General features: G+C 57.7%; 22 protein-coding genes and 5 tRNA genes. 23 read left to right on the forward strand and 4 right to left on the reverse strand.

The genetic code is table 11. From position 1 onward, the window contains the following. Positions 1 to 228: 228 nt before the first annotated feature. The 4 genes from GWQ29_RS20180 to GWQ29_RS20195 all read left to right on the forward strand — a co-directional run bounded on the left by GWQ29_RS20180 (position 229) and on the right by GWQ29_RS20195 (position 4,991). The gene (locus GWQ29_RS20180) at positions 229 to 2,109 is read left to right on the forward strand and encodes a GGDEF domain-containing protein (protein WP_275920187.1); all 1,881 of its coding nucleotides are present in this window, start codon (positions 229 to 231) and stop codon (positions 2,107 to 2,109) included. Positions 2,110 to 2,359: 250 nt separating this feature from the next. Continuing rightward, on the forward strand, positions 2,360 to 3,949 hold the full coding sequence (prfC, locus tag GWQ29_RS20185) for a peptide chain release factor 3 (protein WP_169047626.1): 1,590 nt from the start codon (positions 2,360 to 2,362) through the stop codon (positions 3,947 to 3,949). 160 nt (positions 3,950 to 4,109) lie between these two features. Beyond that, complete coding sequence (locus GWQ29_RS20190; RefSeq protein ID WP_058394971.1) at positions 4,110 to 4,448, forward strand: nuclear transport factor 2 family protein; 339 nt, start codon at positions 4,110 to 4,112, stop codon at positions 4,446 to 4,448. 120 nt (positions 4,449 to 4,568) lie between these two features. Next, positions 4,569 to 4,991: a GNAT family N-acetyltransferase gene (locus GWQ29_RS20195; RefSeq protein WP_275920188.1), complete on the forward strand. Its 423-nt coding sequence runs from the start codon at positions 4,569 to 4,571 to the stop codon at positions 4,989 to 4,991. 93 nt (positions 4,992 to 5,084) lie between these two features. On the opposite strand, the gene GWQ29_RS20200 is transcribed toward GWQ29_RS20195, so the two are convergent. Together GWQ29_RS20200 and GWQ29_RS20205 are read right to left on the reverse strand one after the other, a co-directional pair. Beyond that, positions 5,085 to 6,008: a GNAT family N-acetyltransferase gene (locus tag GWQ29_RS20200; protein WP_275909898.1), complete on the reverse strand. Its 924-nt coding sequence runs from the start codon at positions 6,006 to 6,008 to the stop codon at positions 5,085 to 5,087. A 205-nt stretch (positions 6,009 to 6,213) separates the two neighbouring features. Beyond that, entirely contained in the window at positions 6,214 to 7,251 is a 1,038-nt protein-coding gene (locus tag GWQ29_RS20205; RefSeq protein WP_192896352.1) for an alkene reductase, read from the reverse strand. Between the two features lie 187 nt (positions 7,252 to 7,438). On the opposite strand from GWQ29_RS20205, the gene GWQ29_RS20210 reads away from it, so the two are divergent. Continuing rightward, positions 7,439 to 8,005, forward strand: a complete 567-nt coding sequence (locus GWQ29_RS20210; RefSeq protein ID WP_275920189.1) for a TetR/AcrR family transcriptional regulator — start codon at positions 7,439 to 7,441, stop codon at positions 8,003 to 8,005. Between the two features lie 111 nt (positions 8,006 to 8,116). Here GWQ29_RS20210 and GWQ29_RS20215 read toward each other — a convergent pair whose 3' ends face one another. Both GWQ29_RS20215 and GWQ29_RS20220 read right to left on the reverse strand, forming a co-directional pair. Further along, complete coding sequence (locus GWQ29_RS20215; RefSeq protein ID WP_275920190.1) at positions 8,117 to 9,841, reverse strand: proline--tRNA ligase; 1,725 nt, start codon at positions 9,839 to 9,841, stop codon at positions 8,117 to 8,119. A gap of 136 nt (positions 9,842 to 9,977) precedes the next feature. After that, positions 9,978 to 11,936: a methyl-accepting chemotaxis protein gene (locus tag GWQ29_RS20220; protein ID WP_275920191.1), complete on the reverse strand. Its 1,959-nt coding sequence runs from the start codon at positions 11,934 to 11,936 to the stop codon at positions 9,978 to 9,980. Positions 11,937 to 12,175: 239 nt separating this feature from the next. Between GWQ29_RS20220 and ruvA the strand changes: the two genes are divergently transcribed. From ruvA to GWQ29_RS20310, 18 genes are all read left to right on the forward strand, one after another. Continuing rightward, positions 12,176 to 12,790, forward strand: a complete 615-nt coding sequence (ruvA, locus tag GWQ29_RS20225; RefSeq protein ID WP_005313314.1) for a Holliday junction branch migration protein RuvA — start codon at positions 12,176 to 12,178, stop codon at positions 12,788 to 12,790. 8 nt (positions 12,791 to 12,798) lie between these two features. Next, a complete protein-coding gene (gene ruvB, locus GWQ29_RS20230; protein ID WP_005313309.1) occupies positions 12,799 to 13,809 on the forward strand; it encodes a Holliday junction branch migration DNA helicase RuvB in 1,011 nt (336 codons plus the stop codon). 934 nt (positions 13,810 to 14,743) lie between these two features. After that, on the forward strand, positions 14,744 to 16,300 hold the full coding sequence (locus GWQ29_RS20235; protein WP_005313307.1) for a cytochrome ubiquinol oxidase subunit I: 1,557 nt from the start codon (positions 14,744 to 14,746) through the stop codon (positions 16,298 to 16,300). Positions 16,301 to 16,312: 12 nt separating this feature from the next. Next, entirely contained in the window at positions 16,313 to 17,449 is a 1,137-nt protein-coding gene (gene cydB, locus GWQ29_RS20240) for a cytochrome d ubiquinol oxidase subunit II (RefSeq protein WP_275920192.1), read from the forward strand. Between the two features lie 14 nt (positions 17,450 to 17,463). Then, entirely contained in the window at positions 17,464 to 17,580 is a 117-nt protein-coding gene (cydX, locus tag GWQ29_RS20245; protein WP_005313303.1) for a cytochrome bd-I oxidase subunit CydX, read from the forward strand. Continuing rightward, a complete protein-coding gene (locus GWQ29_RS20250; protein WP_005313299.1) occupies positions 17,567 to 17,878 on the forward strand; it encodes a cyd operon YbgE family protein in 312 nt (103 codons plus the stop codon). Before cydX ends, GWQ29_RS20250 begins: the two co-directional genes overlap by 14 nt. A 105-nt stretch (positions 17,879 to 17,983) precedes the next feature. Next, positions 17,984 to 18,391, forward strand: coding sequence for a tol-pal system-associated acyl-CoA thioesterase (gene ybgC, locus GWQ29_RS20255; RefSeq protein ID WP_005313296.1), 408 nt, complete (start codon positions 17,984 to 17,986; stop codon positions 18,389 to 18,391). Next, entirely contained in the window at positions 18,381 to 19,070 is a 690-nt protein-coding gene (gene tolQ / locus GWQ29_RS20260) for a protein TolQ (RefSeq protein ID WP_005313294.1), read from the forward strand. Before ybgC ends, tolQ begins: the two co-directional genes overlap by 11 nt. Further along, positions 19,070 to 19,516 carry a protein TolR gene (tolR, locus tag GWQ29_RS20265; RefSeq protein ID WP_005313291.1) on the forward strand — a complete coding sequence of 149 codons (447 nt, stop codon included), beginning with the start codon at positions 19,070 to 19,072 and terminating at the stop codon, positions 19,514 to 19,516. Before tolQ ends, tolR begins: the two co-directional genes overlap by 1 nt. A 5-nt stretch (positions 19,517 to 19,521) precedes the next feature. Further along, complete coding sequence (gene tolA, locus GWQ29_RS20270; protein ID WP_275909894.1) at positions 19,522 to 20,685, forward strand: cell envelope integrity protein TolA; 1,164 nt, start codon at positions 19,522 to 19,524, stop codon at positions 20,683 to 20,685. 77 nt (positions 20,686 to 20,762) lie between these two features. Then, a complete protein-coding gene (tolB, locus tag GWQ29_RS20275; RefSeq protein ID WP_096119680.1) occupies positions 20,763 to 22,088 on the forward strand; it encodes a Tol-Pal system beta propeller repeat protein TolB in 1,326 nt (441 codons plus the stop codon). Between the two features lie 49 nt (positions 22,089 to 22,137). Continuing rightward, complete coding sequence (gene pal / locus GWQ29_RS20280) at positions 22,138 to 22,662, forward strand: peptidoglycan-associated lipoprotein Pal (protein WP_005313284.1); 525 nt, start codon at positions 22,138 to 22,140, stop codon at positions 22,660 to 22,662. An 86-nt stretch (positions 22,663 to 22,748) separates the two neighbouring features. Further along, positions 22,749 to 23,549, forward strand: coding sequence for a tol-pal system protein YbgF (gene ybgF / locus GWQ29_RS20285; protein WP_275920193.1), 801 nt, complete (start codon positions 22,749 to 22,751; stop codon positions 23,547 to 23,549). Between the two features lie 174 nt (positions 23,550 to 23,723). Further along, positions 23,724 to 23,799, forward strand: a tRNA-Lys gene (locus GWQ29_RS20290). Positions 23,800 to 23,829: 30 nt separating this feature from the next. Next, positions 23,830 to 23,905: transfer RNA gene (locus tag GWQ29_RS20295), tRNA-Val, on the forward strand. A gap of 58 nt (positions 23,906 to 23,963) precedes the next feature. Continuing rightward, positions 23,964 to 24,039 (forward strand) — tRNA-Lys (locus tag GWQ29_RS20300). 21 nt (positions 24,040 to 24,060) lie between these two features. Then, a tRNA-Val gene (locus GWQ29_RS20305) sits at positions 24,061 to 24,136 on the forward strand. A 23-nt stretch (positions 24,137 to 24,159) separates the two neighbouring features. Beyond that, positions 24,160 to 24,235, forward strand: a tRNA-Lys gene (locus GWQ29_RS20310). Positions 24,236 to 24,270: the final 35 nt, after the last annotated feature.

The raw sequence follows: 24,270 nt of genomic DNA on the forward strand, positions 1-24,270 counted from the left end.
CCTGTGATCGTTGCGGCCTATAGTCGATGCTGGCTGTGAGCCTGTAAAGTGCGACAAAACGATAATGCAGCCCTCCTCTCGTCTTGCACTTGGCAAAGCTTCTGGCCGGGGCTGGTGGCCTGTGAGTGGTACCGCATGGACAGGTTTTGCTGGCGAGCTACCCAAGGAGCGATATGATAAGTCCATGTTTGCGCCGCAATGAGCTTGTTTCCTCTCATGATTCCTAAAATGGCTTCACTTTGTCTGATGCCGCTGCTCCTGCTCGCAGGGTGGGCCGCGCCGGTGTGGGCAGCCCGTGGCCCCTTGCCGGAACCTGTGCTCGTCGGGGAGCTGAGCCAGTTGGAAAATGATGCTCTTCCCCCTCGAGTCTTCCGGTTGCGGGTTGCCGCCTTGGCGGCCCACAGGGAGAGCTACTCACCACAGTTGCAGGGACGCATCGCCCGGTTGCAGTGCTGGGCGCGCGATTCCGAGCGTACCAGCGAATATGAGGCGACCATTGCGTTTGCCAGTGAGCAGTTGGTGTCGGCTCGCAAGCGGCAGGACAGAGAGACGGAGGCCGGGCTCTTTATCTGCCGGGGCTTCAATCAGCAGATGCTGGGCAATATGACCCAGGCCAAGGCGGATTATGATGCCGCCTTGGTACTGGCTGAGGCTCTCGAGGATCCTCGTCTGAAGAGCGATGCTCTCAGTTATCGGGGCGATATGTTTGCCTATCAGGGGGCATTGGCCCAGGGCTTGATAGACCTGCTCGCCGCCTATGACGGCTATGTTGCGCTGGGACTGGAGGGGATGAGGCTGCAGGTGTTGGCCCAGATTGCCAACACCTACCGGCGAATGGGGATATACGCGCGAGCCCATGAGTATTTTGAAGAGCTGATGCAGGCCTATCTGCAACGGCACGATCAGAGCAACCTGATCGATGTCGGTACCCAGCTGGCCATCCTCTATACCGATCAGGGCCGTTACGAGCAAGCCCTGCCCCTGCTAGAAGCGGGTGAGCGTTATTACCGTCAGCAGCAGAGAGAGATGGATCTCGCCTGGCTCAGGGTCGAGTTGTCCTGGTGCCTGCTGAATCTGAAGCGGGTTGACGAGGCGCTGACCAAGCTGGAGCAGGCGAAACCTGTTCTGTATCGACATGAAAAAGATACGGACGAGGCGACGCTGGGGCTATGGCAACTGGTGATGGGATTGACGCTGGATGCCAAAAAGGAGTGGGACAAGGCCCTGCACTATCTGGCCAGGGCCGAGTCCATCTTCAGTCAGGAGCAGAACCAGCGCTTTCTCGCCTGGATCTATCAGGCCAGGGCCAGAATTCTTGAGCAGCAGGGTCAGGTCAATGGTGCGCTGGCGGCGCTCCAGCAGTATGTGCAGATAAAGAGCGTGCTGGATCGCTTGCTGAACGAACAGCGTTCGGCCCAGATCCGCCTGGAGTTCGATCTGGCTCGCAAGGAGCTGGAGAACCAGACCCTCAAGACCCGGCAGCTGGTTCAGGCCGAGCGGTTGAAGCAGTTGCAGGAGCGGCGCCAGTGGCAATATATCGTGGTGGTACTGTTGCTGGTCGTCATGGGGATGCTGGCGCTCTACCTGTTAAATCGCTCCCGCAAGCTGCGTCAGCTTGCCATGACCGACGAGCTGACCGGCATCCACAATCGTCGCCAGATCCAGGCCAAGGGAGAGGTGTGGTTCAGGCAGGCCAGAGACAATGGCAAGCCACTGTGCGTGCTGATCCTGGACATAGACCACTTCAAGCAGGTCAATGACACCCTGGGTCACCACATGGGAGACAGGGTGCTGACTGCCGTGGCCAGCTGCATCGGCGCCCAGATGCGTCATCTGGACAGGGTCGGGCGGCACGGTGGCGAAGAGTTTCTGGTGCTGCTGCCTGATACCCGTATGGAGGAGGCACTCGAGGTGGCTGAGCGGATCCGTCATGAGGTCTCCCGGTTGCACATAGAGGAGATGCCGGAGGGCCATCCGGTGCATGTCAGCATTGGCTGTGCCGAATGCAGCCTGCTCGATGACAGTCTGGGGGATCTGATCAAGCGGGCCGATGAGGCCATGTACAGAGCCAAGCAGGCCGGTCGCAACCAGGTAATGCGGGCCGAATAGGGCGATCTGACACCCTTCGCGAACGGCTCTAAGCCGGGCTGGGTATTTTTCACTCGCGCGGGTATAATGTCGCGCAATTTTGCTTTGACTCAGGCGAGAAGACCCATGTAACGCAGCCCTCCTCCCTCTCTCCACCGGGTTGGCAAAACGCCAGCTGGCGTGGCTTTCGTTGCGTATACATGTGCCGTGAGCGGCATCCCGTATTTATTCCCACGGTGGCCAAGGCCGCCGCCCAATAGAAGAACGTTGAATTATGTCAGCTGAATTTCTGAGTGAAGTCTCCAAGAGACGCACTTTTGCGATCATCTCGCACCCGGATGCGGGTAAAACCACCATCACCGAAAAGGTCCTGCTGTTCGGACATGCCATTCAGCGCGCCGGTACCGTCAAGGGCCGTGGCTCAGGCCAGCACGCCAAATCCGACTGGATGGAGATGGAGAAGCAGCGTGGTATCTCCATCACCACCTCTGTGATGCAGTTCCCCTATGCGGATTGCCTGGTCAACCTGCTCGATACCCCGGGTCACGAGGACTTCTCCGAAGATACCTACCGTACTCTGACGGCGGTCGACTGCTGCCTGATGGTCATCGATGCCGCCAAGGGTGTCGAAGATCGTACTCGCAAGCTGATGGAAGTGACCCGGCTGCGCGATACCCCCATCCTCACCTTCATGAACAAGCTGGACCGCGAAGTGCGCGATCCCATGGAAGTGATGGACGAGGTGGAACGCGAGCTGAAGATCATGTGTGCCCCCATCACCTGGCCCATCGGCTGCGGCAAATCCTTCAAGGGTGTCTATCACCTCTACAAGGACGAGACCTACCTGTATCAGACCGGTCAGGGCCATACCATCCAGGAGAAGCGGGTGGTCAAGGGCCTGCACAACCCTGATCTGGACGCCGTCATCGGCGAAGATCTGGCAGCCCAGCTGCGTGGTGAACTGGAGCTGGTGCAGGGCGCCTCTCCCGAGTTCGATCACGAGGCCTTTATCGCCGGCGACATGACCCCGGTCTTCTTCGGTACTGCGCTGGGTAACTTTGGCGTCGACCACATGCTGGACGGCCTGACCGATTGGGCCCCTGCGCCTATGCCGCGCAAGGCCGAGAGCCGTCTGGTCGAGGCGACCGAGGAGAAATTCTCCGGCTTCGTGTTCAAGATCCAGGCGAACATGGATCCGAAACACCGCGACCGTATCGCCTTCATGCGTGTGGTGTCCGGCACTTACAGCAAGGGCATGAAGATGCGCCACGTGCGGATCGGCAAGGACGTGAACATCTCAGACGCCGTCACCTTCATGGCCGGTGATCGGGAGCAGGCCATCGAGGCCGTCGCGGGCGATATCATAGGTCTGCACAACCACGGCACCATACAGATAGGCGACACCTTCACCCAGGGTGAGGATCTCAAGTTCACCGGCATCCCGAACTTTGCCCCCGAGCTGTTCCGCCGCATCCGCCTGCGCGATCCGCTCAAGCAGAAGCAGCTGCTCAAGGGGCTGGTGCAGCTCTCCGAAGAGGGCGCAGTGCAGGTGTTCCGTCCGCTCATCAGCAACGATCTCATCGTCGGCGCCGTCGGTGTGCTGCAGTTCGATGTGGTGGTTTCGCGTTTGAAGAGCGAGTACAACGTCGAAGCCCTGTACGAGGCGGTCAACGTCTCCACCGCCCGCTGGGTGGAAGGGACCGACGTCAAGAAGTTCGAGGAGTTCAAGCGCAAGAACGAGTTGAACCTGGCGCTGGATGGCGGTGACAACCTCACCTACATAGCACCGACCATGGTCAACCTGCGTCTGTCTCAGGAACGTCATCCGGACGTTCACTTCCGCCAGACTCGCGAGCATTGATCACCCCGCCCGCGCCCTGCGGGTGGCTGATGACAAGAGAGACCCCGCTTCGGCGGGGTCTTTTGTTATGTGCGCTTTCGGGAGGCTATCCCCATCCGGGGCTTGATGTGTGAATAAAAATAACGGATAAGTGATTTAAATTTCATTAATGGAGATGAATATGTCCGTCACTCTGCCTGTCGAGGCGCAGTTTGCCGCCTACAATGCCCACGACCTCGACGCCTTCCTGGCCTGTTTCGCCGAGGATTTCAAAGGCTATCGCATGCCGACCGAGACCCCGAGCACAGTCGGCAAGGGGGCGCTCCGTAGCTTCTATGCCGAGCACAGATTCAACAACCCGGCCTTGCGGGCCGAGCTGCTTTCCAGAACCCTGCTCGGCAACAAGGTGTTCGATCACGAGCTGATTTATGGTCTCTCCCCTGAGCCCATCGAGAGCGTGGCGGTGTTCGAGGTGAAGGACGGCCTTATCCAGACAGCCTGGTTCTATTTCCCCTCTTGATACGAATATCTAACTATTTCTCCATACGGCGCCAATATATGGTTCCTCTTGGTTATGGGATTTCGGAAAAACTGCAATAAGGACATTGAATGCACATTATCCAGGCCACCCCGGATCATCTTGAAGAAATCAGTTGCCTGTTTGATGCCTATCGGCAGTTTTATGGGCAGGCGCCGGATCAGAGTGCCGCAACCGGGTTTATCGCCGATCGCCTCGAGGATGCCGATTCAGTTATCTTTCTTGCTCGCAATGAGATGGGTGAAAGCATCGGTTTTACCCAGCTTTACCCAGCTTTACCCGGCATTCTCTTCCATTGCCATGAAGCGGATGTGGTATCTCAACGATCTCTTTGTCATCGAGTCAGCCCGCCAGCAGGGAGTGGCGCGAGCCCTGTTAAAACGGGTGGCAAGTTTTGCCAAAGAGACAGATGCGCTGACTGTAAAGCTGGCCACAGCCGTATCCAATCATCCTGCCAAATCGCTCTACGAATCAGAGGGATATCAGAAGGTCATCGCCTTTGATCACTACACCCAACGGGTTTAGGTGAGGCAGAGGGCACCGTTTATAGGCAACTTGTTTGCTCCCTTCTCCCCTCGCGGGAGAAGGGCTGGGGATGAGGGGGATAGGAGCTCACATTTACTCTGCCGGCATCAGCTCCAGCACCATGCAGATCTCGCAGGCATCGTGGCCGGTACAGCCGAGCGGCCCAGGCAGATGTTCGAAGCCGAGGGATTCGTAGAGCGTGGTCGCCTCGCGCAACACCTCTGTGGTTTCCAGATAGCAGCGCTGGTAACCGAGGGTGCGTGCCTCGTCCAGTGCCAGCAGCACCAGCCGTCGACCCAGCCCCAACCCGCGCAGGGAGGGCATGAAGTACATCTTCTGCAGCTCGCAGACCTGATCCTCTTCCCCCGCCAGCGGCGCTATGCCGCCGCCGCCGAGGATGGTGCCATCAGGCCCTTCGATCACCCAGTAGCGGCTCATCTCCCCCAGATAGGTCTCGTGCAGTCGATCGAGGTCAGGGTCGGCCACCCCGTAGCCCTTGTCGGCGGTGAGGCCGTATTCGGCGGAGACGGCGCGCACCACAGCGGCGATATGGGGATTGTCGGCGGCAGTGATGGAACGGATGCGGTAGCCCTGCTGACGGCGGGCACGGGAGAGGGCGCTGCGGTAGAGACGCAGGCCGGCCCACAACTGCTCACGTTCGCTCAGGGTGAGCTGGGCCAGGGTCTCTTCCATGGCGCTGTCCATCTCCTGATGCAGCACCAGTAGTTGGGCCTGGCCGGCGATGGTGAGGCGCGCCTCCTTGCTGCGTCCATCGGACGGATGGGGGTGCCAGCTGATGAGCTCCCGTTCGGCGAGGCGGGCCAGCGGGCGGCTGGCATTGGACTTGTCGATGCGCAGCCGCTCGGCCAGTTGCTGGTTGGTGGCGGGGCCGCTCTCCAGTTCGATTAGCAGATGCGCTTCGAGCGGGGTCAGTGCCAGCTCGCCACACTGCTGGGAGAGCATGCCGAGTTCGCGAACCAGATCGCGCGACAGGGCGCGCAGGGGACGGGGATCCATATCAGGGCTTCCTATTTGGTTGTCTTCAACAACCAATATAGCCAACTAGTTGTCACTGGCAACCTTTTTATGGGGGTTGAGTGGTGGATCATGAGGCGGACAAGGAGAGGCCGGACATAAAAAAGGGCCCGAAAGGGGCCCAAACATTGGAAACCCGCGCCCGGGGGCGCGGATCCCATCCTTGGTTGGTCATGAACCGGCGTGTTTACACCAGCTCTGTCAGCATGGCGTCGGCATAAGGGGTCAGTGCCTCGCCCTTCTGCACTTTGGCGAGATAGTCCGGGTTGGCGATCAGCGGGCGGCCAATGGCGATGAGGTCGAACCGGTTGGCTTTGATGGCATCCAGAGCTGTGTCGGCGCTGTAGTTGCCAACTCCGACCAGATGGCCGTCGTAGTGGGCGCGCAGATAGTCGGAGGCGTGGCCATCCAGATAGTCAAAGGTGAGGCTGTCATCGAAGATGCCCAGATGCACATAGGCCAGGGCGCGCTGGTTCAGCTCGGCCAGCAGATAATCGAACACGGCGCGATCCCGCTTGTCACCTTCCAGATGCACATAGGCACCGGGGGAGAGCCGCAGGCCCACCCGCTCAGATCCGATGCGGGCGTTGACCGCATCCACCACTTCCAGTGCGAAGCGACTCATGTTTTCCGGGCTGCCGCCGTACTGATCGGTACGCAGGTTGCTCGAATGGTGCAGGAACTGATCGATGAGGTAGCCGTTGGCACCGTGGATCTCCACCCCGTCAAAACCTGCTTCAATGGCGTTGGCAGCGGCCTGGGCGTAATCCTCGGCCAGCTGGCCTATCTCGGCCACTGTCAGGGGACGGGGGACCTGATACTCCAGCTCGCGCATGCGCGGTACCGTGCCCTCATGGGCGACGGCAGACGGTGCCAGCACTTCGCCATGATGGAAGAAAGGATGGGAGAGGCGACCCACGTGCCACAGTTGGGCGAAGATTTTGCCGCCATTGGCGTGTACGGCGCTGGTGACTTTTTTCCAGCCTTCGATCTGCTCCGGGCTGTAGAGTCCGGGGGTATTGGGATAGCCCTGGCCGTCCGGACGAATGATGGTGGCTTCGGAGATGATGAGACCGATGTCGGCACGACGGGCGTAATAGGCGGCCATCTGTTCGGTGGGCACCAGGCCCGGGCCGGCCATGCAACGGGTGAGCGGTGCCATCATGAAGCGATTCGCGAGGGTGAGGGTGTCGTTGAGGCGATAGGGCTGAAACAGGGTATTCATGATCGTCTGTCCTGAGGGAGTGATTCTTGAACGTGCATTCAAGACGTTTTTTGTTTTGTGTGCAAGTCTTTTTTGAACGAGCATTCAACATGGGTTGGTCTTGCCTGCCTGCTGGGGTAAACTTGCCGCCCTTTTTGTTCCCCCTCATCGGCTCTGCGCCGGTGATCGCTTTTTCAACGGAGAAACCATGCGCAGCGCCGAGTTCAACCGGGACGACGTCTTGCGAAATGCCATGGAGGCATTTCGGGCCAAGGGTTACGCCAAGACCACCATGCAGGAGCTGGTGGCGGCGACCGGGTTGCATCCGGGCAGCCTCTACGCGGCGTTTGGCAATAAACGCGGCCTGCTGCTGGCGGCGGTCGATCACTATGTGCAGGAAAAAAGCGCGCTGCGCCGTGGCTTCTTTGCCGGCCAGAGTCCGCTGGCGGGGGTGCAGGCCTACCTCAGCCAGATAGTGAACGATGCCCTGTGCGGCACCTGTCTGGTGACGCGTACCCTGATGGAGTTGGCGGAGCAGGACGAAGAGCTGCACCTGCGGCTCAAGGCCATCTATGCCGAGCTGGACGCCGATCTGGCGCAGATCCTGAGTCTCGCCCAGCAGCGCGGGGATCTGGTGGCCGATCGCGATATCCCGACTCTGACCGCCTTCCTGCTGATCAATATCCAGGGTCTGGTCACCTTCGCCCAGTGCCGCCCCGACCGCGCCCTGCTCGATGGCGTCGTCACCCAGCTGATGACGGCCCTGCGAGCCTGAGTCGTAGGGGGATCTGATGGCCCTTCAGCCTTTCAGGCTCAGGGCTAGCTGCAGAAAACAAAAAGCGCGCCGATTGGCGCGCTTTTTTATACCAGCAGTGGCGGCGTGGGATTAACGACCCAGCTTGGCCTTGAGCATGGCAACGATCTCTTTGATCGCCACTTCCTGCTTCTCGCCGGAGCGGCGGCACTTGTACTCCACCACGCCGTTGTCCAAACCGCGATCGCCGATGACGATGGCGTGTGGCACACCCAGCAGCTCCATGTCGGCGAACATCACGCCCGGGCGCTCTTTGCGGTCATCGAACAGCACGTCCACACCGGCGGCTTTCAGCTCGGCGTAGAACTGCTGTGCCTGCTCGGCCACTCGCTCGGATTTGTGCATGTTCATCGGCACTATGGCCACTTCGAACGGAGCTATGGCGTCTGGCCAGATGATGCCGTACTGGTCGTTGTTCTGCTCGATGGCCGCAGCCACCAGACGGGAAACCCCGATACCGTAGCAACCCATCTCCATGGTGACGGACTTGCCGCCCTCGTTCAGCACGCTCGCCTTCATGGCTTCGGAGTACTTGGTACCCAGCTGGAAGATGTGGCCCACTTCAATGCCGCGCTTGAGCAGCAGCTTGCCCTGGCCGCAGGGGCTCGGGTCGCCTTCCACCACGTTGCGCAGGTCGGCAACTTCATAGGTAGCGATGTCGCGATCCCAGTTTGCACCGGTCAGGTGGAAGCCGGTCTCGTTGGCGCCGCAGACGAAGTCCGCCAGATGGGCGGCGCTGCGATCGGCAATGATGCGACCAGCAAAGCCGACCGGACCGATGGAGCCCGCATCGCAACCAGCGGCAGCCTTGATCTGCTCGTCGTTGGCGAAGGTCAGCGGGTTGGCAACACCCGGGAGCTTCTCGGCCTTGATCTCGTTCAGCTCGTGATCGCCACGCAGTACCAGGGCGATGACGGCCTGCTTGCCGTGCTCATCCGCTTCGGCCAGTACCAACAGGGTCTTGGCGATGGCGGTCGGTGCCACGCTCAGGAAAGCAGCTACTTCGTCGATGGTGTGGACGTTTGGAGTGGCAACCTTGGTCAGGGCTTTGGTTGCGGCAGCGCGCTCGCCAACGGGTGCCAGCGCTTCGGCCATCTCTATGTTGGCGGCGTAATCTGAGGTATCGGAGAAGGCAATCAAGTCTTCACCGCTCTCGGCTAGTACCTGAAATTCATGGGATCCGGTACCGCCGATGGAGCCGGTATCGGCCTGTACAGGACGGAAGTTCAGCCCCATGCGGGTAAAGGCGGCGCAGTAGGCGGCGTGCATCCGCTCGTAGGTCTCGATCAGCGAGGCCTTGTCGATGTGGAAGGAGTAGGCGTCCTTCATCAGGAACTCGCGACCGCGCATCACGCCGAAACGGGGACGCACTTCATCGCGGAACTTGGTCTGGATCTGGTAGAGGTTGAGCGGCAGCTGCTTGTAGCTGTTCACTTCGTAACGGACCAGGGAGGTGATCACCTCTTCGTGGGTCGGACCCAGCACGAAGGGGCGGTTGTGGCGGTCGGTCAGGCGGCACAGCTCGGGGCCGTAGTCGTCCCAGCGGCCTGACTCCTGCCACAGCTCGGCGGGTTGTACCACCGGCATGGAGACTTCGATGGCGCCAGCATTGTTCATCTCTTCGCGAACAATGTTCTCGATCTTTTTCAGTACCCGCAGGCCGGACGGCAGCCAGGCATACATGCCGGAGGCCAGTTTGCGGATCATGCCGGCGCGCAGCATCAGCTGATGACTGACGACTTCGGCGTCGGACGGGGTTTCCTTGAGAGTGGAAAGCAGGTATTGGCTGGTACGCATCGCTCGTGACCTTAGATAAGACGGGCCGCGGGGCCCTGGATAAATTCAAGAGCGGAATTTTAACAGGGAGGGCCCTGTGGCCCAAGGGCTAAATTTAGCGCAGCGGGAGAAAGCGGGGGCGGGGCCCCCGCCCGTGTCAGACCCGAAATTGCGACAGCAGTCGCTGTTGCAGCAGGCTGGCCTGATGGAGGGAGGAGGCCAGCTGCAGGCACTCCTGCGCCTCCTGCTCTCCTGTCTGGGCCTGCAGGCTGATGCCGGAGACCTTGTCCGAGGTGTGGCTCAGGGTGTGGGAGAGCTGACCTGTGGCATCCGCCACCTGCTGCACCATGTCGGCCAGATGGTCGATGGCTTCCTCCACCTTGAACAGGATCTGCTTGGTGTTGTCGGAGTCCTCCATCCCCGATTCCACGGTTTTCAGGTTGCGCTGCATCATCAGATAAGCCTTCTCGGTCTGCTGCTGAATGCTGTTGATCACCTCGGTTATCTCGGCGCTGGAGGCGGCGGTGCGGTTGGCCAGGGTGCGTACCTCGTCCGCCACTACGGCAAAGCCCCGGCCCATTTCGCCGGCCCGGGCTGCCTCGATGGCGGCGTTGAGGGCCAGCAGGTTGGTCTGCTCCTTGAGGGCGTTGATGGCATTGGCACATTCTCCCACTTCCACCACCACTCGCTGCATGCCTGCGCTGGCAGAGGCCACATACTGACTGCTCTCCGTGGTCAGCTGACGGACCTGATTGGCATTTTGCGCGGCCAGACTGCAGTTATCCGAGATGGAGGTGGCGACCTGTACCATCTGCTCGCTGTCGTGGTGCAACGCCTGGGCATGCTCGGCGGTCTGACGACTGCTCTGGCTGATGGCCTCGACCCGGTTGACCGAGGTGTGCACGTGGTCGCTGATGTGCTGATTGTTGTCCATGGTGGAGCTGATCATCTTTTGCAGCTTTTCGATGAAGCGATCAACGCTGCCCGCCAGCGAGCCTAGCTCGTCGTCCCGCTTGAGGTTGATGCGCGCGTTGAGATCCCCGTCGCCCGCGGCTATGTCCTGCATGCGTTTGTCAACTTGCAGCAGGGGGTTGACTATGGTGCGTACCAGCCAGAAGCCACACAGAGTGACAATCAGCAGGCTCAGCACCAGACCGCCCAGGATCAGGTTTTTGGTATAGCCGATGATGGTATTGAGCTGGTTCACCTGATCCTCGACGGTCGCATCGCCCTGGGCCTCGACCTCGACCAGCGCCTGTTTGAGTTGTTCGGCACTGCTCTCGTAAAGAGCCAGCTGGCGCTGGTAATCAGTCAGGGCCGCGATCCACTCACTTGTCAGCCGCGTGCTGTCGGCCAGCAGGGCGCGATACTGAGTGGAAAGCGACTGGCCGGCAAACTCCCCTTCACCGGGCACATCGAACAGGCCGGTCGCCAGCATGCCGTCCACCGCTTCCTGATAGAAGCGGTTTGCCTCCGCCAGTTCGGCCTGGATGGCGGGGGTGGGGCCTTCACTCTGCATCTTCTCCAGAGCATAGAGCTGACGCAGGAAACCTATGTTGGCCTCCATGCCGCCGTCAGCCGCCTGCCAGCGGGTGGAGAGGCCGCCGTTCCAGCTGATGGCCTGATCAGGGGACTGGGTGAGGCTCTCGACCGCGCCATCACCGATCACCTCCAGCTGGGTTGAGAGGCGTGACATGCGCTCCGAACTGGCGCGCAGTGCCTGATCGATACCGGTAAAGGTGCGGTAGAGCGTCAGCAGTTTTTCCTGCTGTTGCTGATACGTCTGCTCATGCTGGTTCATGGTACTGATGGCCGTCGTATCGATGAGCTTGCCTTCCTCAACCCGTTGCAGGGCCTCGGTGGCTGCCTGTTTGGCTCGCTGCAGCTCGGGCTCGTCGAGGGGCATGCCTCTGAGCATTTTCTGGATATACAGGGACTGGTTGCCCAGCTCGATGGATCCCTCCATGGCGCCATCGGCGGTTTGCCAGGCGGCGCCCAATACATAGGAGAGCAAGTCGGCCAGCCGCTGGCTGCCATACCAGCCGATCGCGCCCATGCCCAGTGTGCAACTGAGCAGGATAGTCAGCCCAAGATTCGATGTAGTGACAATTTTCATGATGCAGGACCTTCCTTGGTTCCGAACAAACCCAACTCAGTGTTCTATCAATGGCCAAGATCCGCCATTCCCGGTGGAAAATAAAGTTACTGCCCAGATCCGATCCAAGCATGGCTCCGAAAGCGCCAGAATGCCGAGAATCCTCTGTCATCCGTCATAGCCCTATGCTGGATACTTATCCAGTTATTCTTTATGCTATGACCCAATTTACAGATAGATGGTTTGGCGAGGAGAGAGCCGTGATTGGTCGCTTGAGAGGCGTAGTCATTGAGAAACAACCCCCCGAGGTGCTGCTGGAAGTCGGGGGCCTGGGTTATGAAGTACAGATGCCCATGAGCTGCTTCTATGATCTGCCCGAGATCGGCAAGGAAGTGACCATCCACACTCACTTCGTGGTGCGGGAAGATGCACAGCTGCTGTATGGCTTCAATCACAAGCAGGAGCGGGCGCTGTTTCGCGAGCTGATCAAAACCAATGGCGTCGGCCCCAAGCTGGCGCTGGCCATTCTCTCCGGCATGACCGCCACCCAGTTTGTGCTGAGTGTCGAGCGTGAGGAGATAAGCTCCCTGATCAAGTTGCCAGGCGTGGGCAAGAAGACCGCCGAGCGGCTGGTGGTGGAGATGAAGGACAGGCTCAAGGGCTGGGTCAGCCACGATCTCTTCTCGCCGGCCGAGATCAGCCTGCCAGCCAGGGAGAGCGTCCTGCGTGCCCCGGATTCGAGCGAAGAGGCGGCCAGTGCACTGGTGGCGCTTGGCTACAAGCCGCAGCAGGCCAGCCAGATCGTCAGCAAGATAGCCAAAGAGGGAATGTCGGTTGAAGATATCATCCGTGAATCCCTGCGTAGTCTGGTGTGAGGTAGGCAATGATTGAAGCGGACCGTCTCATTTCCGCCACTGGCGTGCGTGAGGATGAGATCATCGATAGGGCCATACGGCCAAAGATGCTGGCCGATTACACAGGTCAGGATCCCGTCTGCGAGCAGATGGAGATCTTCATCGAGGCGGCCCGCCAGCGTGGTGAGGCACTCGATCACCTGTTGATCTTCGGCCCGCCGGGTCTGGGCAAGACAACGCTTGCGAACATAGTCGCCAACGAGATGGGGGTCAACATCAAGACCACCTCGGGCCCTGTGCTGGAGAAAGCCGGTGATCTGGCTGCCCTGCTCACCAATCTCGAACCGAACGACGTCTTGTTTATCGATGAGATCCACCGTCTCAGCCCAGTGGTGGAGGAGGTGCTCTATCCGGCGATGGAGGATTACCAGCTCGACATCATGATAGGGGAGGGCCCTGCCGCTCGCTCCATCAAGCTCGACTTGCCACCCTTTACCCTGATCGGGGCCACCACCCGGGCCGGCTCCCTGACCAGCCCGCTGCGGGATCGTTTCGGCATCGTCCAGCGGCTGGAGTTTTACAACGTCAAGGATCTGACCGATATCGTCTCTCGCAGTGCTCGCTGTCTGGGACTGGAGATGACAGGTGACGGCGCCCTGGAGTTGGCCCGTCGCTCTCGCGGTACGCCGCGTATTGCTAACCGCTTGTTGCGCCGGGTGCGCGACTTTGCCCAGGTCAAGTCTGATGGCCGGATCGATGGACCCATAGCGGCCCGTGCCATGGACATGCTGGACGTGGACAATGAAGGTTTCGACTTCATGGACCGCAAGCTATTGTTGGCTGTCATAGACAAGTTTATGGGGGGCCCTGTGGGTCTCGATAACCTGGCGGCTGCCATAGGTGAAGAAAAAGATACTATCGAGGATGTACTGGAACCTTATTTGATCCAGCAGGGCTACTTGCAACGTACACCCAGAGGGCGGATGGCGACACCAAGAGCTTATGCACATTTTGGCCTGCAACGGCCAGATGAAAGGTGAAAACAGCTGTTTGAACAAAAAACCGCCATCAAGGGCGGTTTTTTGTTATCCGGACATAAAAAAGCCCACGGCACAGGCGGTGGGCAAAGACAATTCAGGATGGATGTTCACAGACAGTGAGTGCGTCTGGACACAGACCGGAAAAAACAGAGGAGCCGTCGCGAGGCCTCAGAGTCGGTTCATTTGATAGAGCTGAACGAACGAAAGCTTGTAGTAACGGATGGTTTTAGCAACAAACTTTTTCATCTTAAATTCCAATAGACAGGTTCGAAATGTTCATCGAATACGTGCCGGGAACCCGGATTGACCGGCCTGTATCCAAGGGGATGCCCTCACTGCGAGGCGCATTGTAGGGGCTCTGTCTGACTCGGACAAACAAGAAAAATTGAGCATGTCAGATTAGATTAACTAATCATTTATCTGGTCTGTTCAATTAGCATGAAAATGCGTTTTTACTGGTTTTAAATTGAGTTAGTTGGCAGCGTTGGCAGGCGGGGGAAACATAATGAAATTCACGTTGGAAGTCATTTTTTAACAGAACTGCCACTTATTGATCGAGATAATAAAATTGATTTAAATCAATGATTTGTGATTTTCATTTTTTTGTGACACAGCTCTCCAAATTAAATGGAATTGAGCGTGAAAATGCCTTTAAAAGGCATGTATTCATGGTGGTTTTACATTGATTTCAATCAAATAAAGGTGATATAAAACACCGGTCATTATGGGCAGGAATAAAGCAAGCTAGATTGTTTTGCAATTGTTAAACATTAGCTTTTTTTGTTCCTCAATATTGCCTTGTTGTTAATGCTGGTAGCAGTCGAAACCGGTCGTCAGTGCAAACTGGAACATGACCGATCATTCGGGGACTTCCAACGGAAGCTTTGTCCTTAAAACTTAAAATAGCCGTGCCAATAATCGGTGAGGAAACATCATGATTGCTGAGCATGTGGTAGACCTATCGCGGTTCCAATTTGCTGCGACGGCCCTTTATCACTTCCTGTTTGTGCCCCTGACGCTCGGAATGGCCTTCATTCTGGCGATCATGGAATCTGTCTATGTGATGACCAACAACACTGTCTACCGGGACATGACCAAGTTCTGGGGCAAGTTGTTTGGTATTAACTTCGCCCTCGGGGTTACCACAGGGCTGACCATGGAGTTTCAGTTCGGTACCAACTGGGCTTACTACTCCCACTATGTCGGCGATATCTTCGGGGCCCCGCTGGCCATCGAAGGGCTGATGGCGTTCTTCCTGGAATCCACCTTTGTCGGCATGTTCTTCTTTGGTTGGGACCGCCTGACCAAGCGTCAGCATCTGGCTGCCACCTGGTTGATGGCGCTGGGAACCAACCTTTCCGCCCTCTGGATCCTGGTTGCCAACGGCTGGATGCAGAATCCGGTCGGTGCCGAGTTCAACTTCGAGTCCATGCGGATGGAGATGGTGAGCTTCGCCGAGCTGGTCTTCAACCCGGTCGCTCAGGTCAAGTTCGTCCATACGGTCGCGGCTGGCTACACCACGGGCGCCATGTTCGTGCTGGGCATCTCTTCTTACTACCTGCTGAAGAATCGTGATGTGGCCTTCGCCCGTCGCTCCTTCGCCATCGCAGCTGCCTTCGGTATGGCCTCCATCCTCTCTGTGCTGATCCTGGGTGACGAGTCCGGCTACGAGACAGGTGAAGTGCAGAAGGTGAAGCTGGCGGCCATCGAAGCCGAGTGGGACACAGAACCTGCACCGGCTGCATTTACCCTGTTCGGCATTCCGAATCAGGAAGAGATGCGTACCGATTACGCCATCAAGATCCCCTATGCGCTCGGCATCATTGCTACCCGCTCTCTGGACGGCCAGGTGACCGGCCTCAAGGATCTGAAGAGCGAGCACGAGCTGCGTGTGCGTAACGGCATGAACGCTTACGACCTGCTGACCAAGCTGCAATCCGGCGACAAGTCCGAAGATACCCTGGCACGCTTCGATGAAGTGAAACAGGATCTCGGCTACGGTCTGCTGCTCAAGCGTTACACCAGCAATGTGACAGACGCGACCGACGAACAGATCAAGGCCGCCGTGGATGACTCCATCCCGCAGGTTCTGCCGCTGTTCTTCGCTTTCCGCATCATGGTTGCCTGCGGCATGCTGATGCTGGTACTGATCGGTCTGGCCTTCTATGACAGTGCTCGTCACCGTATCGGTGAGCGCAAGTGGCTGCTCAAAGCCCTGCTGTGGGGTATCCCGCTGCCCTGGATCGCCATCGAGGCGGGCTGGTTTGTCGCCGAGTATGGCCGTCAACCCTGGACCATAGCCGAAGTGCTGCCGACCTCGCTCTCTGCATCCAACGTGCCTGCGTCCGAGATCTGGTTCTCCCTGATCGGGATCTTCCTGTTCTATACCGTACTGCTGATCATCGAGATGTACCTGATGTTCAAGTATGCGCGTCTGGGCCCAAGCAGCCTGAAGACGGGCAAGTACCACTTCGAACAGAGCAAGGTATAAGGAGAGTAACCCATGTTTGATTACGAAATGTTGCGTCTGGTCTGGTGGGTACTGGTTGGCGTCTTGCTGATCGGCTTCGCCATCACCGACGGTTTCGATATGGGGGTGGGCGCACTGCTCCCCTTCGTCGGCAAGAAGGATGTGGAGCGTCGGGTGATGCTCAACACCATGGGCCCGCACTGGGAAGGCAACCAGGTATGGCTGGTCACGGCGGGCGGTGCCCTGTTCGCGGCCTGGCCCATGGTCTATGCGGCGGCCTTCTCGGGCTTCTACATCGCCATGATCCTGACCCTGATGGCGCTCTTCTTCCGTCCGGTCGGTTTCAAGTATCGCTCCCTGCGTGAAGACGCCAAGTGGCGCAGCAACTGGGACTGGGCACTGTTCGCCGGTAGTGCGGTTCCCCCCATAGTGTTCGGGGTGGCCTTTGGCAACTTGTTGCAGGGCGTGCCGTTCGAATTCAACCAGTTCATGATGCTGACCTATCACGGCAACTTCTTCGGCCTGCTCAATCCGTTCGGCATTCTGGCCGGTCTGGTGAGTCTGTTCATGCTGGTCACTCAGGGTGCGACCTGGCTGATGATGAAGACCGATGGTGAGGTGCTGGCGCGTTCCCGCACTGCTGCCATGATCTGCTCCCTGCTGACTCTGGTACTGTTCGGCCTGGCTGGCTGGTGGGTGAGTGGCATGGACGGCTACGTGGTCGTCAAGGCGGCTGCGACCGATGCGGTCTCCAATCCCATGAACAAGGAAGTGGTGCGCCAGGCCGGTGCCTGGATGAACAACTATGCCCTCTATCCCTGGATGATAGCCGCGCCGGTACTGGGCCTCTCCATGAGCCTGCTCACTGCGCTGTTTGCCAAGCTGAATAAAGGCTGGGTGGCGTTTACCTGTTCTTCATTGGCGGTTGCCTGCGTGATCCTGACCGCAGGCTTCTCCATGTTCCCGTTCGTGATGCCCTCGAGCCTCGAGCCGTCACTGAGCCTGACCATGTGGGATGCCACCGCATCGTTCAACACCCTGAAGGTGATGACGGTGGCGGCAGCTATCTTGGTACCGATTGTGCTGGCTTATACCATCTGGACCTACGTCAAGATGTTTGGTCGGGTGACCAGCAAGCACATCGAAGACAACCAACAATCGCTCTACTAAGAAGGTGCCCTGATATGTGGTATTTCACCTGGATCCTGGGTCTGTTGCTGGCGTGTTCATTTGGCATCATCAATGCGCTCTGGCTGGAACACAGCGAGAACATGGATCGTCAGATCGATGAAGACAAGTGATCGGCTCGCCCGGTTGGCCGCTCCTCTGGAGCGCCAACCCTGGCAGGGGTTGATGTTGGTAGCGGCGGCCCTGTTGGCCGTCGCTATTTTACAGGCCCCCAACCTGGTGGCCGCCAACACCAGTGAGCATGGGCTGTTGCTCGCTCCCTGGCTGATGTGGGCGGTCTGTTGCGGCGTCATGCACGGGCTGGGATTTCATCCCCGCAGCCTCATTGGCCGAGTGCTGTTTTGCCCCTGGCTCGCCTTGCCCAGTTTGTTGTATGGGCTCTGGTTGACCCAAGGCTATTTCCTTTCATAAAAAACGGGGGGAGGCAGGATTTCCCTGTCTCCCCCTGCTTCTTTCCTATTCAGCCCTGCGCTATGATAGCCCCCCATCTGACTGTCGAATGGATCACAGATTTTTATGGGGGAAGTCTCTGAGTTTCCGGTACGTGTCTACTACGAAGACACTGACGCCGGGGGCATCGTCTACAACGCCAATTATCTCAAGTTTATGGAACGTGCTCGCACCGAGTTTCTGCGCAGCGGCGGCATCGAACAGGATGTCTTGCTGCAAGCCGGATTCGCGTTTGTGGTGAGTCGAACAGAGATCGATTTCCGCTCGGCGGCCCGTTTTAATGAATTGTTGACCGTAATAACGCAAGTGACTGAAGTGAAACGTGCATCCATGCGCTTCTCACAGCAGATCCTGGCGGCTGATGGACGACTGATCACCCAGGCCATGGTACAGATAGCCTGTGTCAGTCATCCGCATATGAAACCTGTTGCAATACCAGAAAATGTGAAGGGAGTGCTGTTAAGTGCACGCTGAAATTTCGTTTATTGGCCTGTTTTGGCAAGCCAGCCTGTTGGTAAAACTGGTCATGATGACCCTGATGGGGATGTCGGTTGTCTCCTGGGCGCTGATCTTTCAACGCTCCAAGGTCATCAAGGCGGCCAATCTGGCATCCGAGCAGTTTGAAGACCGCTTCTGGTCCGGGGTCGATCTCAACCGCCTCTATCAGGAGTCTTCCTCCCGCCGCGATGATATCGAAGGCATGGAAGACATCTTCTATTCCGGCTTCAAGGAGTATGCTCGCCTGCTCAAGGCGGGCGCCCGTGGCCAGGATGCGGTGATGGACGGTACCTATCGTGCCATGCGGGTATCGCTTTCCCGCGCGGTGGACGAGCTGGAATCCAACCTGCCCGTGCTGGCAACCGTCGGCTCCATCAGCCCCTATATCGGCCTGTTTGGTACCGTATGGGGCATCATGAACGCCTTTATCGCCCTGGGCCAGGTACAGCAGGCTACTTTGCAGATGGTGGCTCCAGGTATCGCGGAAGCGCTGATCGCGACCGCCATGGGCCTGTTTGCCGCCATTCCTGCGGTTATTTTCTATAACCGGTTTACCAACAAGGTAGAGAAGCTGGAGAACGCCTACGCCAACTTCATGGACGAGTTCACCACCATACTGAACCGTCAAATTGCACAGCAGCAGGGTGATCAGTAATGCAAACCTATCAGCGGATCCGGCGCAAGAAGGTGTGCGAGATCAACGTGGTTCCCTATATCGACGTCATGCTGGTGCTGCTTATCATCTTCATGGCGGTGACGCCGGTGATCACGCAAGGGGTCAAGGTTGACCTGCCGCAAGCAGAATCCGAGCAGTTGCCGGAAGATGCCAAGCCCCCCTTCATTGTCAGCGTCAATACCGAAGGCGAGTACGTCATCAAGGCCGGTGAGGCCGACGATGAGCCGGTGCCGGCCGGGACGCCCGAGGCGATGCAGCAATACATCACCGAAAAGGCCATGGGCTATCTGGCCATCAACCAGAACGCCCCCGTCGTGGTGGCGGGTGACAAGTCCGTGCGCTACGAAGAGGTGATACTGCTGATGGTGGCCCTCAAGAATGCGGGCGTGCCTCAGGTTGGCCTGATGACAGATCCGGTGAACTGACGGAGATGGATGTGAAGCGTGGTATTTCCGGTTATCTCATCGCGTCGCTGCTGCTGCACCTGATCGTCGGCATCATTTTGCTGGTCGGGGTCGACTTCAGCAAACCGAAGCGGCCAGAGTCCAAGGGGCAGATCATCAATGCCGTCATGCTTGACGAGAACTTCCTCAACGAACAGGCCAAGCAGATCCAGCAGCAGAAGTCTCAGCCCAAGCCCCAGAAGGTAGAGAAAGAGCAGGATAAGGAAGACACGGACCTCGCCAAGCGTGAGCTGGCCCAGCAGCAGGAGCGGCTGCGTATCGCCGAGACCAAGCGCAAGGAAGCCGAAGAGGCGACCCGCAAGGCCGAGGCTGAGAAGCAGAAAAAAGTCGCCGAGCAGAAGCTGGCGGAAGAGAAGGCGCAGAAAGCCGAGGAAACCCGCAAGCTGGAAGAGCAGAAAACCAAGCAAGCCGAGGCTGAACGCAAGGCGGCAGAAGCCGAGAGCAAGGCGCTGGCGCTGAAGAAGAAAAAGGAACAAGAGAAGAAAGAGGCCGAGGAGAAGCAAGCCAAGGCTGAGGCTGCCAAGAAAGCAGAAGCGGACAAGAAGGCCAAGCAGGAAGCCGAGCAGAAAGCCAAGGCCGAAGCGGACAAGAAAGCCAAAGCAGAGGCCGAGAAAAAGGCCAAGGCGGAAGCGGACAAGAAAGCCAAGGAGGCCAAGGAAGAAGCTGCCAAGAAGGCAAAAGCTGACGCAGAGAAGAAAGCCAAGGCTGAAGCCGACAAGCAGGCCAAGATAGCGGCCGAGCGCAAGCGTAAAGCAGCCGAGCAAGCCAAGTTGCAAAAAGAGATGGAAGACATGATGCAGCAGCAGCTGGCGGCTGAGGCCAATGCTCGCAGTCAGGCGGCATCGGCAGCAGCGCAAGGTGAGGTCGACAAATATGCGTCTCTCATCAAGGCCACTGTTGAGCGTTATATGATTTTGGACCCCACCATGCGGGGCAAAACATGTACTATCGGCGTACGGCTTGCCAGCACTGGTTTTGTCATCTCGGTAGATAACGGCCAGGGTGACCCGGCAGTATGTCGTTCCGGCAAAGCGGCCGTATTGAAGGCAAACCAGTTGCCGGTGCCGAAAGATCCGGCAGCGTTCGAGTTGATGAAGGATCTGCGCCTTCAGCTAGCGCCAATGATTTAAGAAAGTGTTTCTGCTTTGATTGGCAAGGGTTGTTGATCAGAGAACTGAGTCTCAAATTGGAACTGAGAGTTTAAGCCATGATAAGAAAAGTGTTTTTTGCTTTGGTTGGCTGCTTGTTGCTGAGCCAGAGTGCTCAGGCGGCCTTGGACATCGTTATCACTGGCGGTATCGACAGTGCGCGACCCATTGCCATTGCCCCCTTCAAGTGGGAAGGCAATGGCCAGTTGCCGCAGGATATCGCGGAAGTGGTCTCCAACGACCTGATGCGCAGTGGCAAGTTCAAACCGCTGGCACGTGGCCAGATGCCGCAAACCCCTAGCTCAAGTGGCGAGATCAACTTCGCACCCTGGGCGTCCCAGGGGGTTGAGGCCGTCGTGGTCGGTTCCATTGCTGCGGTCGGCGACGGTACTTACAAGATCAACTTCGAGCTGGTCGACGTACTGAAGGGCCAGCTGGCCAAGACTCAGGGCGGGGAGAGCAACGGTTACATCCTGGACAGCCGAATGGCGACCATACCGGGTGCCCAGATGCGCCAGTTTGCTCACCGTATCTCCGACATCGTCTATGAGCGTCTGACGGGCGAGCGTGGTGCCTTCCTGACACGGATTGCCTATGTCTCCATAGAGCACGGTACCCAATTCCCGTATCAGCTGCGCATTGCCGATTACGACGGTTACAACGAGAAAACACTGCTGCGCTCCCGTGAGCCGCTGATGTCGCCAGCCTGGTCGCCGGATGGCAGCAAGTTGGCTTACGTGAGTTTCGAGAACCAGAAGTCTGAAATCTATGTGCAGGACATCTACAACCAGCAGCGCAGCCTGATTTCCAGTTTCCGCGGCATCAACGGGGCGCCAAAGTGGTCTCCTGATGGTCGTCGATTGGCTATCGTGCTGTCCAAAGATGGTCAGCCCGATATCTATGTCATTGATGTTGCAAGCAAGCAGCTGACAAGGGTGACAAATACCCGGGTGATCGATACTGAACCGGCCTGGATGCCTGACGGGCAAACTTTGATTTTCACCTCTGAACGTGGTGGCAAACCCCAGATTTATAGCGTAAATTTGGCGACTGGCGTCACTCGCCGGATGACCTGGGAAGGAGAATCCAACCAGGGTGCCTCTGTCACGCCGGACGGCAAGTCCATGGTGATGGTGACCCGGGTTCAGGGACAATATCGCATCGCTCGTCAAGATATGGAAAGCGGAGCAATGTTGGTATTGACCCAGAGTGCTCTGGATGAGTCGCCAAGTGTGGCTCCCAATGGCAGCATGATCATTTATGCCACCATCTATCAAGGTCGCAAGAGCCTGGCGTTGGTATCGACCGATGGTCGTTTCAAGGCGGTCCTTCCGACCAGTAGCGGTGAAATTCGTGCACCAGCTTGGTCGCCCTTTTTGAATTGATAAAAATTCGATTGTTTTTTGTTTTGTTATAAAGGTTTAAGGAAATAGCATGCAACTCAATAAACTGCTCAAGGGTTTGGCCATCGCACTGCCACTGTTCACCCTGGCCGCTTGTAGCTCCTCTTCTGATTCTGACGCCGCAGGCGCCGAGTCAGGTATGACCGACGGCATGGGCGGTGTACAAACCGGTGGCGCCAACGGTATGTTGTCCCCGGAAGAGCAGATGCGTCAGAAATTTGAAGCACTGCAACGTGACAACGTGATCTACTTCCCGTTTGATGGTTATGACATTCAGGGTCAGTACGCCGACCTGCTGGATGCACACGCCAGCTACCTGCGTGAGCGTCCGTCTGTCAAGGTGTTGATCGAAGGCCACGCCGATGAGCGCGGTACTCCGGAATACAACATCGCGTTGGGCGAGCGTCGTGCCAAGGCTGTTGCCAAGTATCTGCAAACCCTGGGTGTGCAGGCTGAGCAGCTCTCCATCGTCAGCTATGGCGAAGAGAAGCCGCTGGATCTGTCTCACACCGAGGATGCCTTTGCCAAAAACCGCCGTGCGGTTCTGGTTTACTAAGGTTTGATCCGAATTTAATTCGTATATAAGCAAGCGGCCATTTCGATGGCCGTTTTATTTGCACTAAACGCTAAGGTTTATTCCGAATGAAGCTCGTGTATAAGCAAGCGACTATTGTGATGGCCGTCTTATTTGCACTGAGTGCTCAGGCGGCTGCGCCTGTGAGCGACCTCAGTGGCAATGCCGGTGGTGGCGTGGCCCTCAGCGGCAACAATGGCGCCATCATGCCCACAGGCAGCCTGGAAGACAGGGTTGCCTTGCTGGAACGCACCCTCAATGCCCGTCTGCGTCTGCAGGCCGAATTGCAGCAACAGGTCGATTCCCTGCAAGGTGAGGTCTCTGAACTGCGTGGCCAGCTGGAGCAGCAAACCTACCAGATGGAACAGTCGCAAGAGCGTCAGCGTCAGCTCTATCAAGAGCTGGACAAGGTGGCCAACAGCAAGCCTGCTGCTGCCCCCGCCACGCCTGCGGCCGGTGCGAGTGCAGCCCCTGCGGCAAACTACTCTGCCAATCTGGATGAGAACCAGGCCTACGATGCGGCCGTGAACATGGTGCTCAAGGACAAGAACTACGACAAGGCCATTCCCGCCTTCGAAGGGTTCATCAAGCAGTACTCGAGTTCGAGCTATGTGCCGAATGCCCACTACTGGCTCGGTCAACTGCTGTTCAACAAGGGGGACAGGACCGGTGCCGCGGCGCAGTTCTCCACGGTAGCGAACAAGTTCAGCAAGTCTCCCAAGCGGGCCGATGCCCTGCTGAAACTGGGTATGCTGGCACAACTCGATGGCAAGAAAGCGGAAGCCAAAACCTTCTATGAGCAGGTGATCAAGGGCTATCCCAATACCTCGCCAGCCCAATTGGCCAAGCAGAGTCTGAGCAAGTTGTAACATTGCCGTAGGTCACTGTTTTCGTAACAATCTTGTAAATACGGCCCTGCTTTGTATGCGCAGTGAACAAACAGATTTAATTTAAGAATTTTCTATTGCGCCAGGATGATAAATCCGTAATATAGGCCGCCGTCAGAGCCGGAGCAGTATTGCAGCCGGTCCTGGTCGTGGTGAGGGTCGTTAGCTCAGTCGGTAGAGCAGTTGACTTTTAATCAATTGGTCGCTGGTTCGAATCCAGCACGACCCACCATTTCTCCATCAGGTGGAGACAGAATTCCCAGGTCGTTTAGCTCAGCTGGGAGAGCACCTCCCTTACAAGGAGGGGGTCACTGGTTCGATCCCAGTAACGACCACCAGATTTGTGAGTAGAGTTGAAACTGTTTGCCGAAGGTGAACAGTGCCAGGCAAAGGTGGGGGTCGTTAGCTCAGTTGGTAGAGCAGTTGACTCTTAATCAATTGGTCGCTGGTTCGAACCCAGCACGACCCACCAGTTTGGCAACAAGCATTCCCAGGTCGTTTAGCTCAGCTGGGAGAGCACCTCCCTTACAAGGAGGGGGTCACTGGTTCGATCCCAGTAACGACCACCAGTTTGTAAAAAAATGATTTAGATGGGTCGTTAGCTCAGTCGGTAGAGCAGTTGACTTTTAATCAATTGGTCGCTGGTTCGAATCCAGCACGACCCACCATCATTTCCAGAATCCCAGGTCGTTTAGCTCAGCTG

Origin of the sequence: Aeromonas sp. 2HA2 (genome assembly GCF_029237345.1) — a bacterium.
Taxonomy (GTDB): Bacteria; Pseudomonadota; Gammaproteobacteria; order Enterobacterales; family Aeromonadaceae; genus Aeromonas; species Aeromonas salmonicida.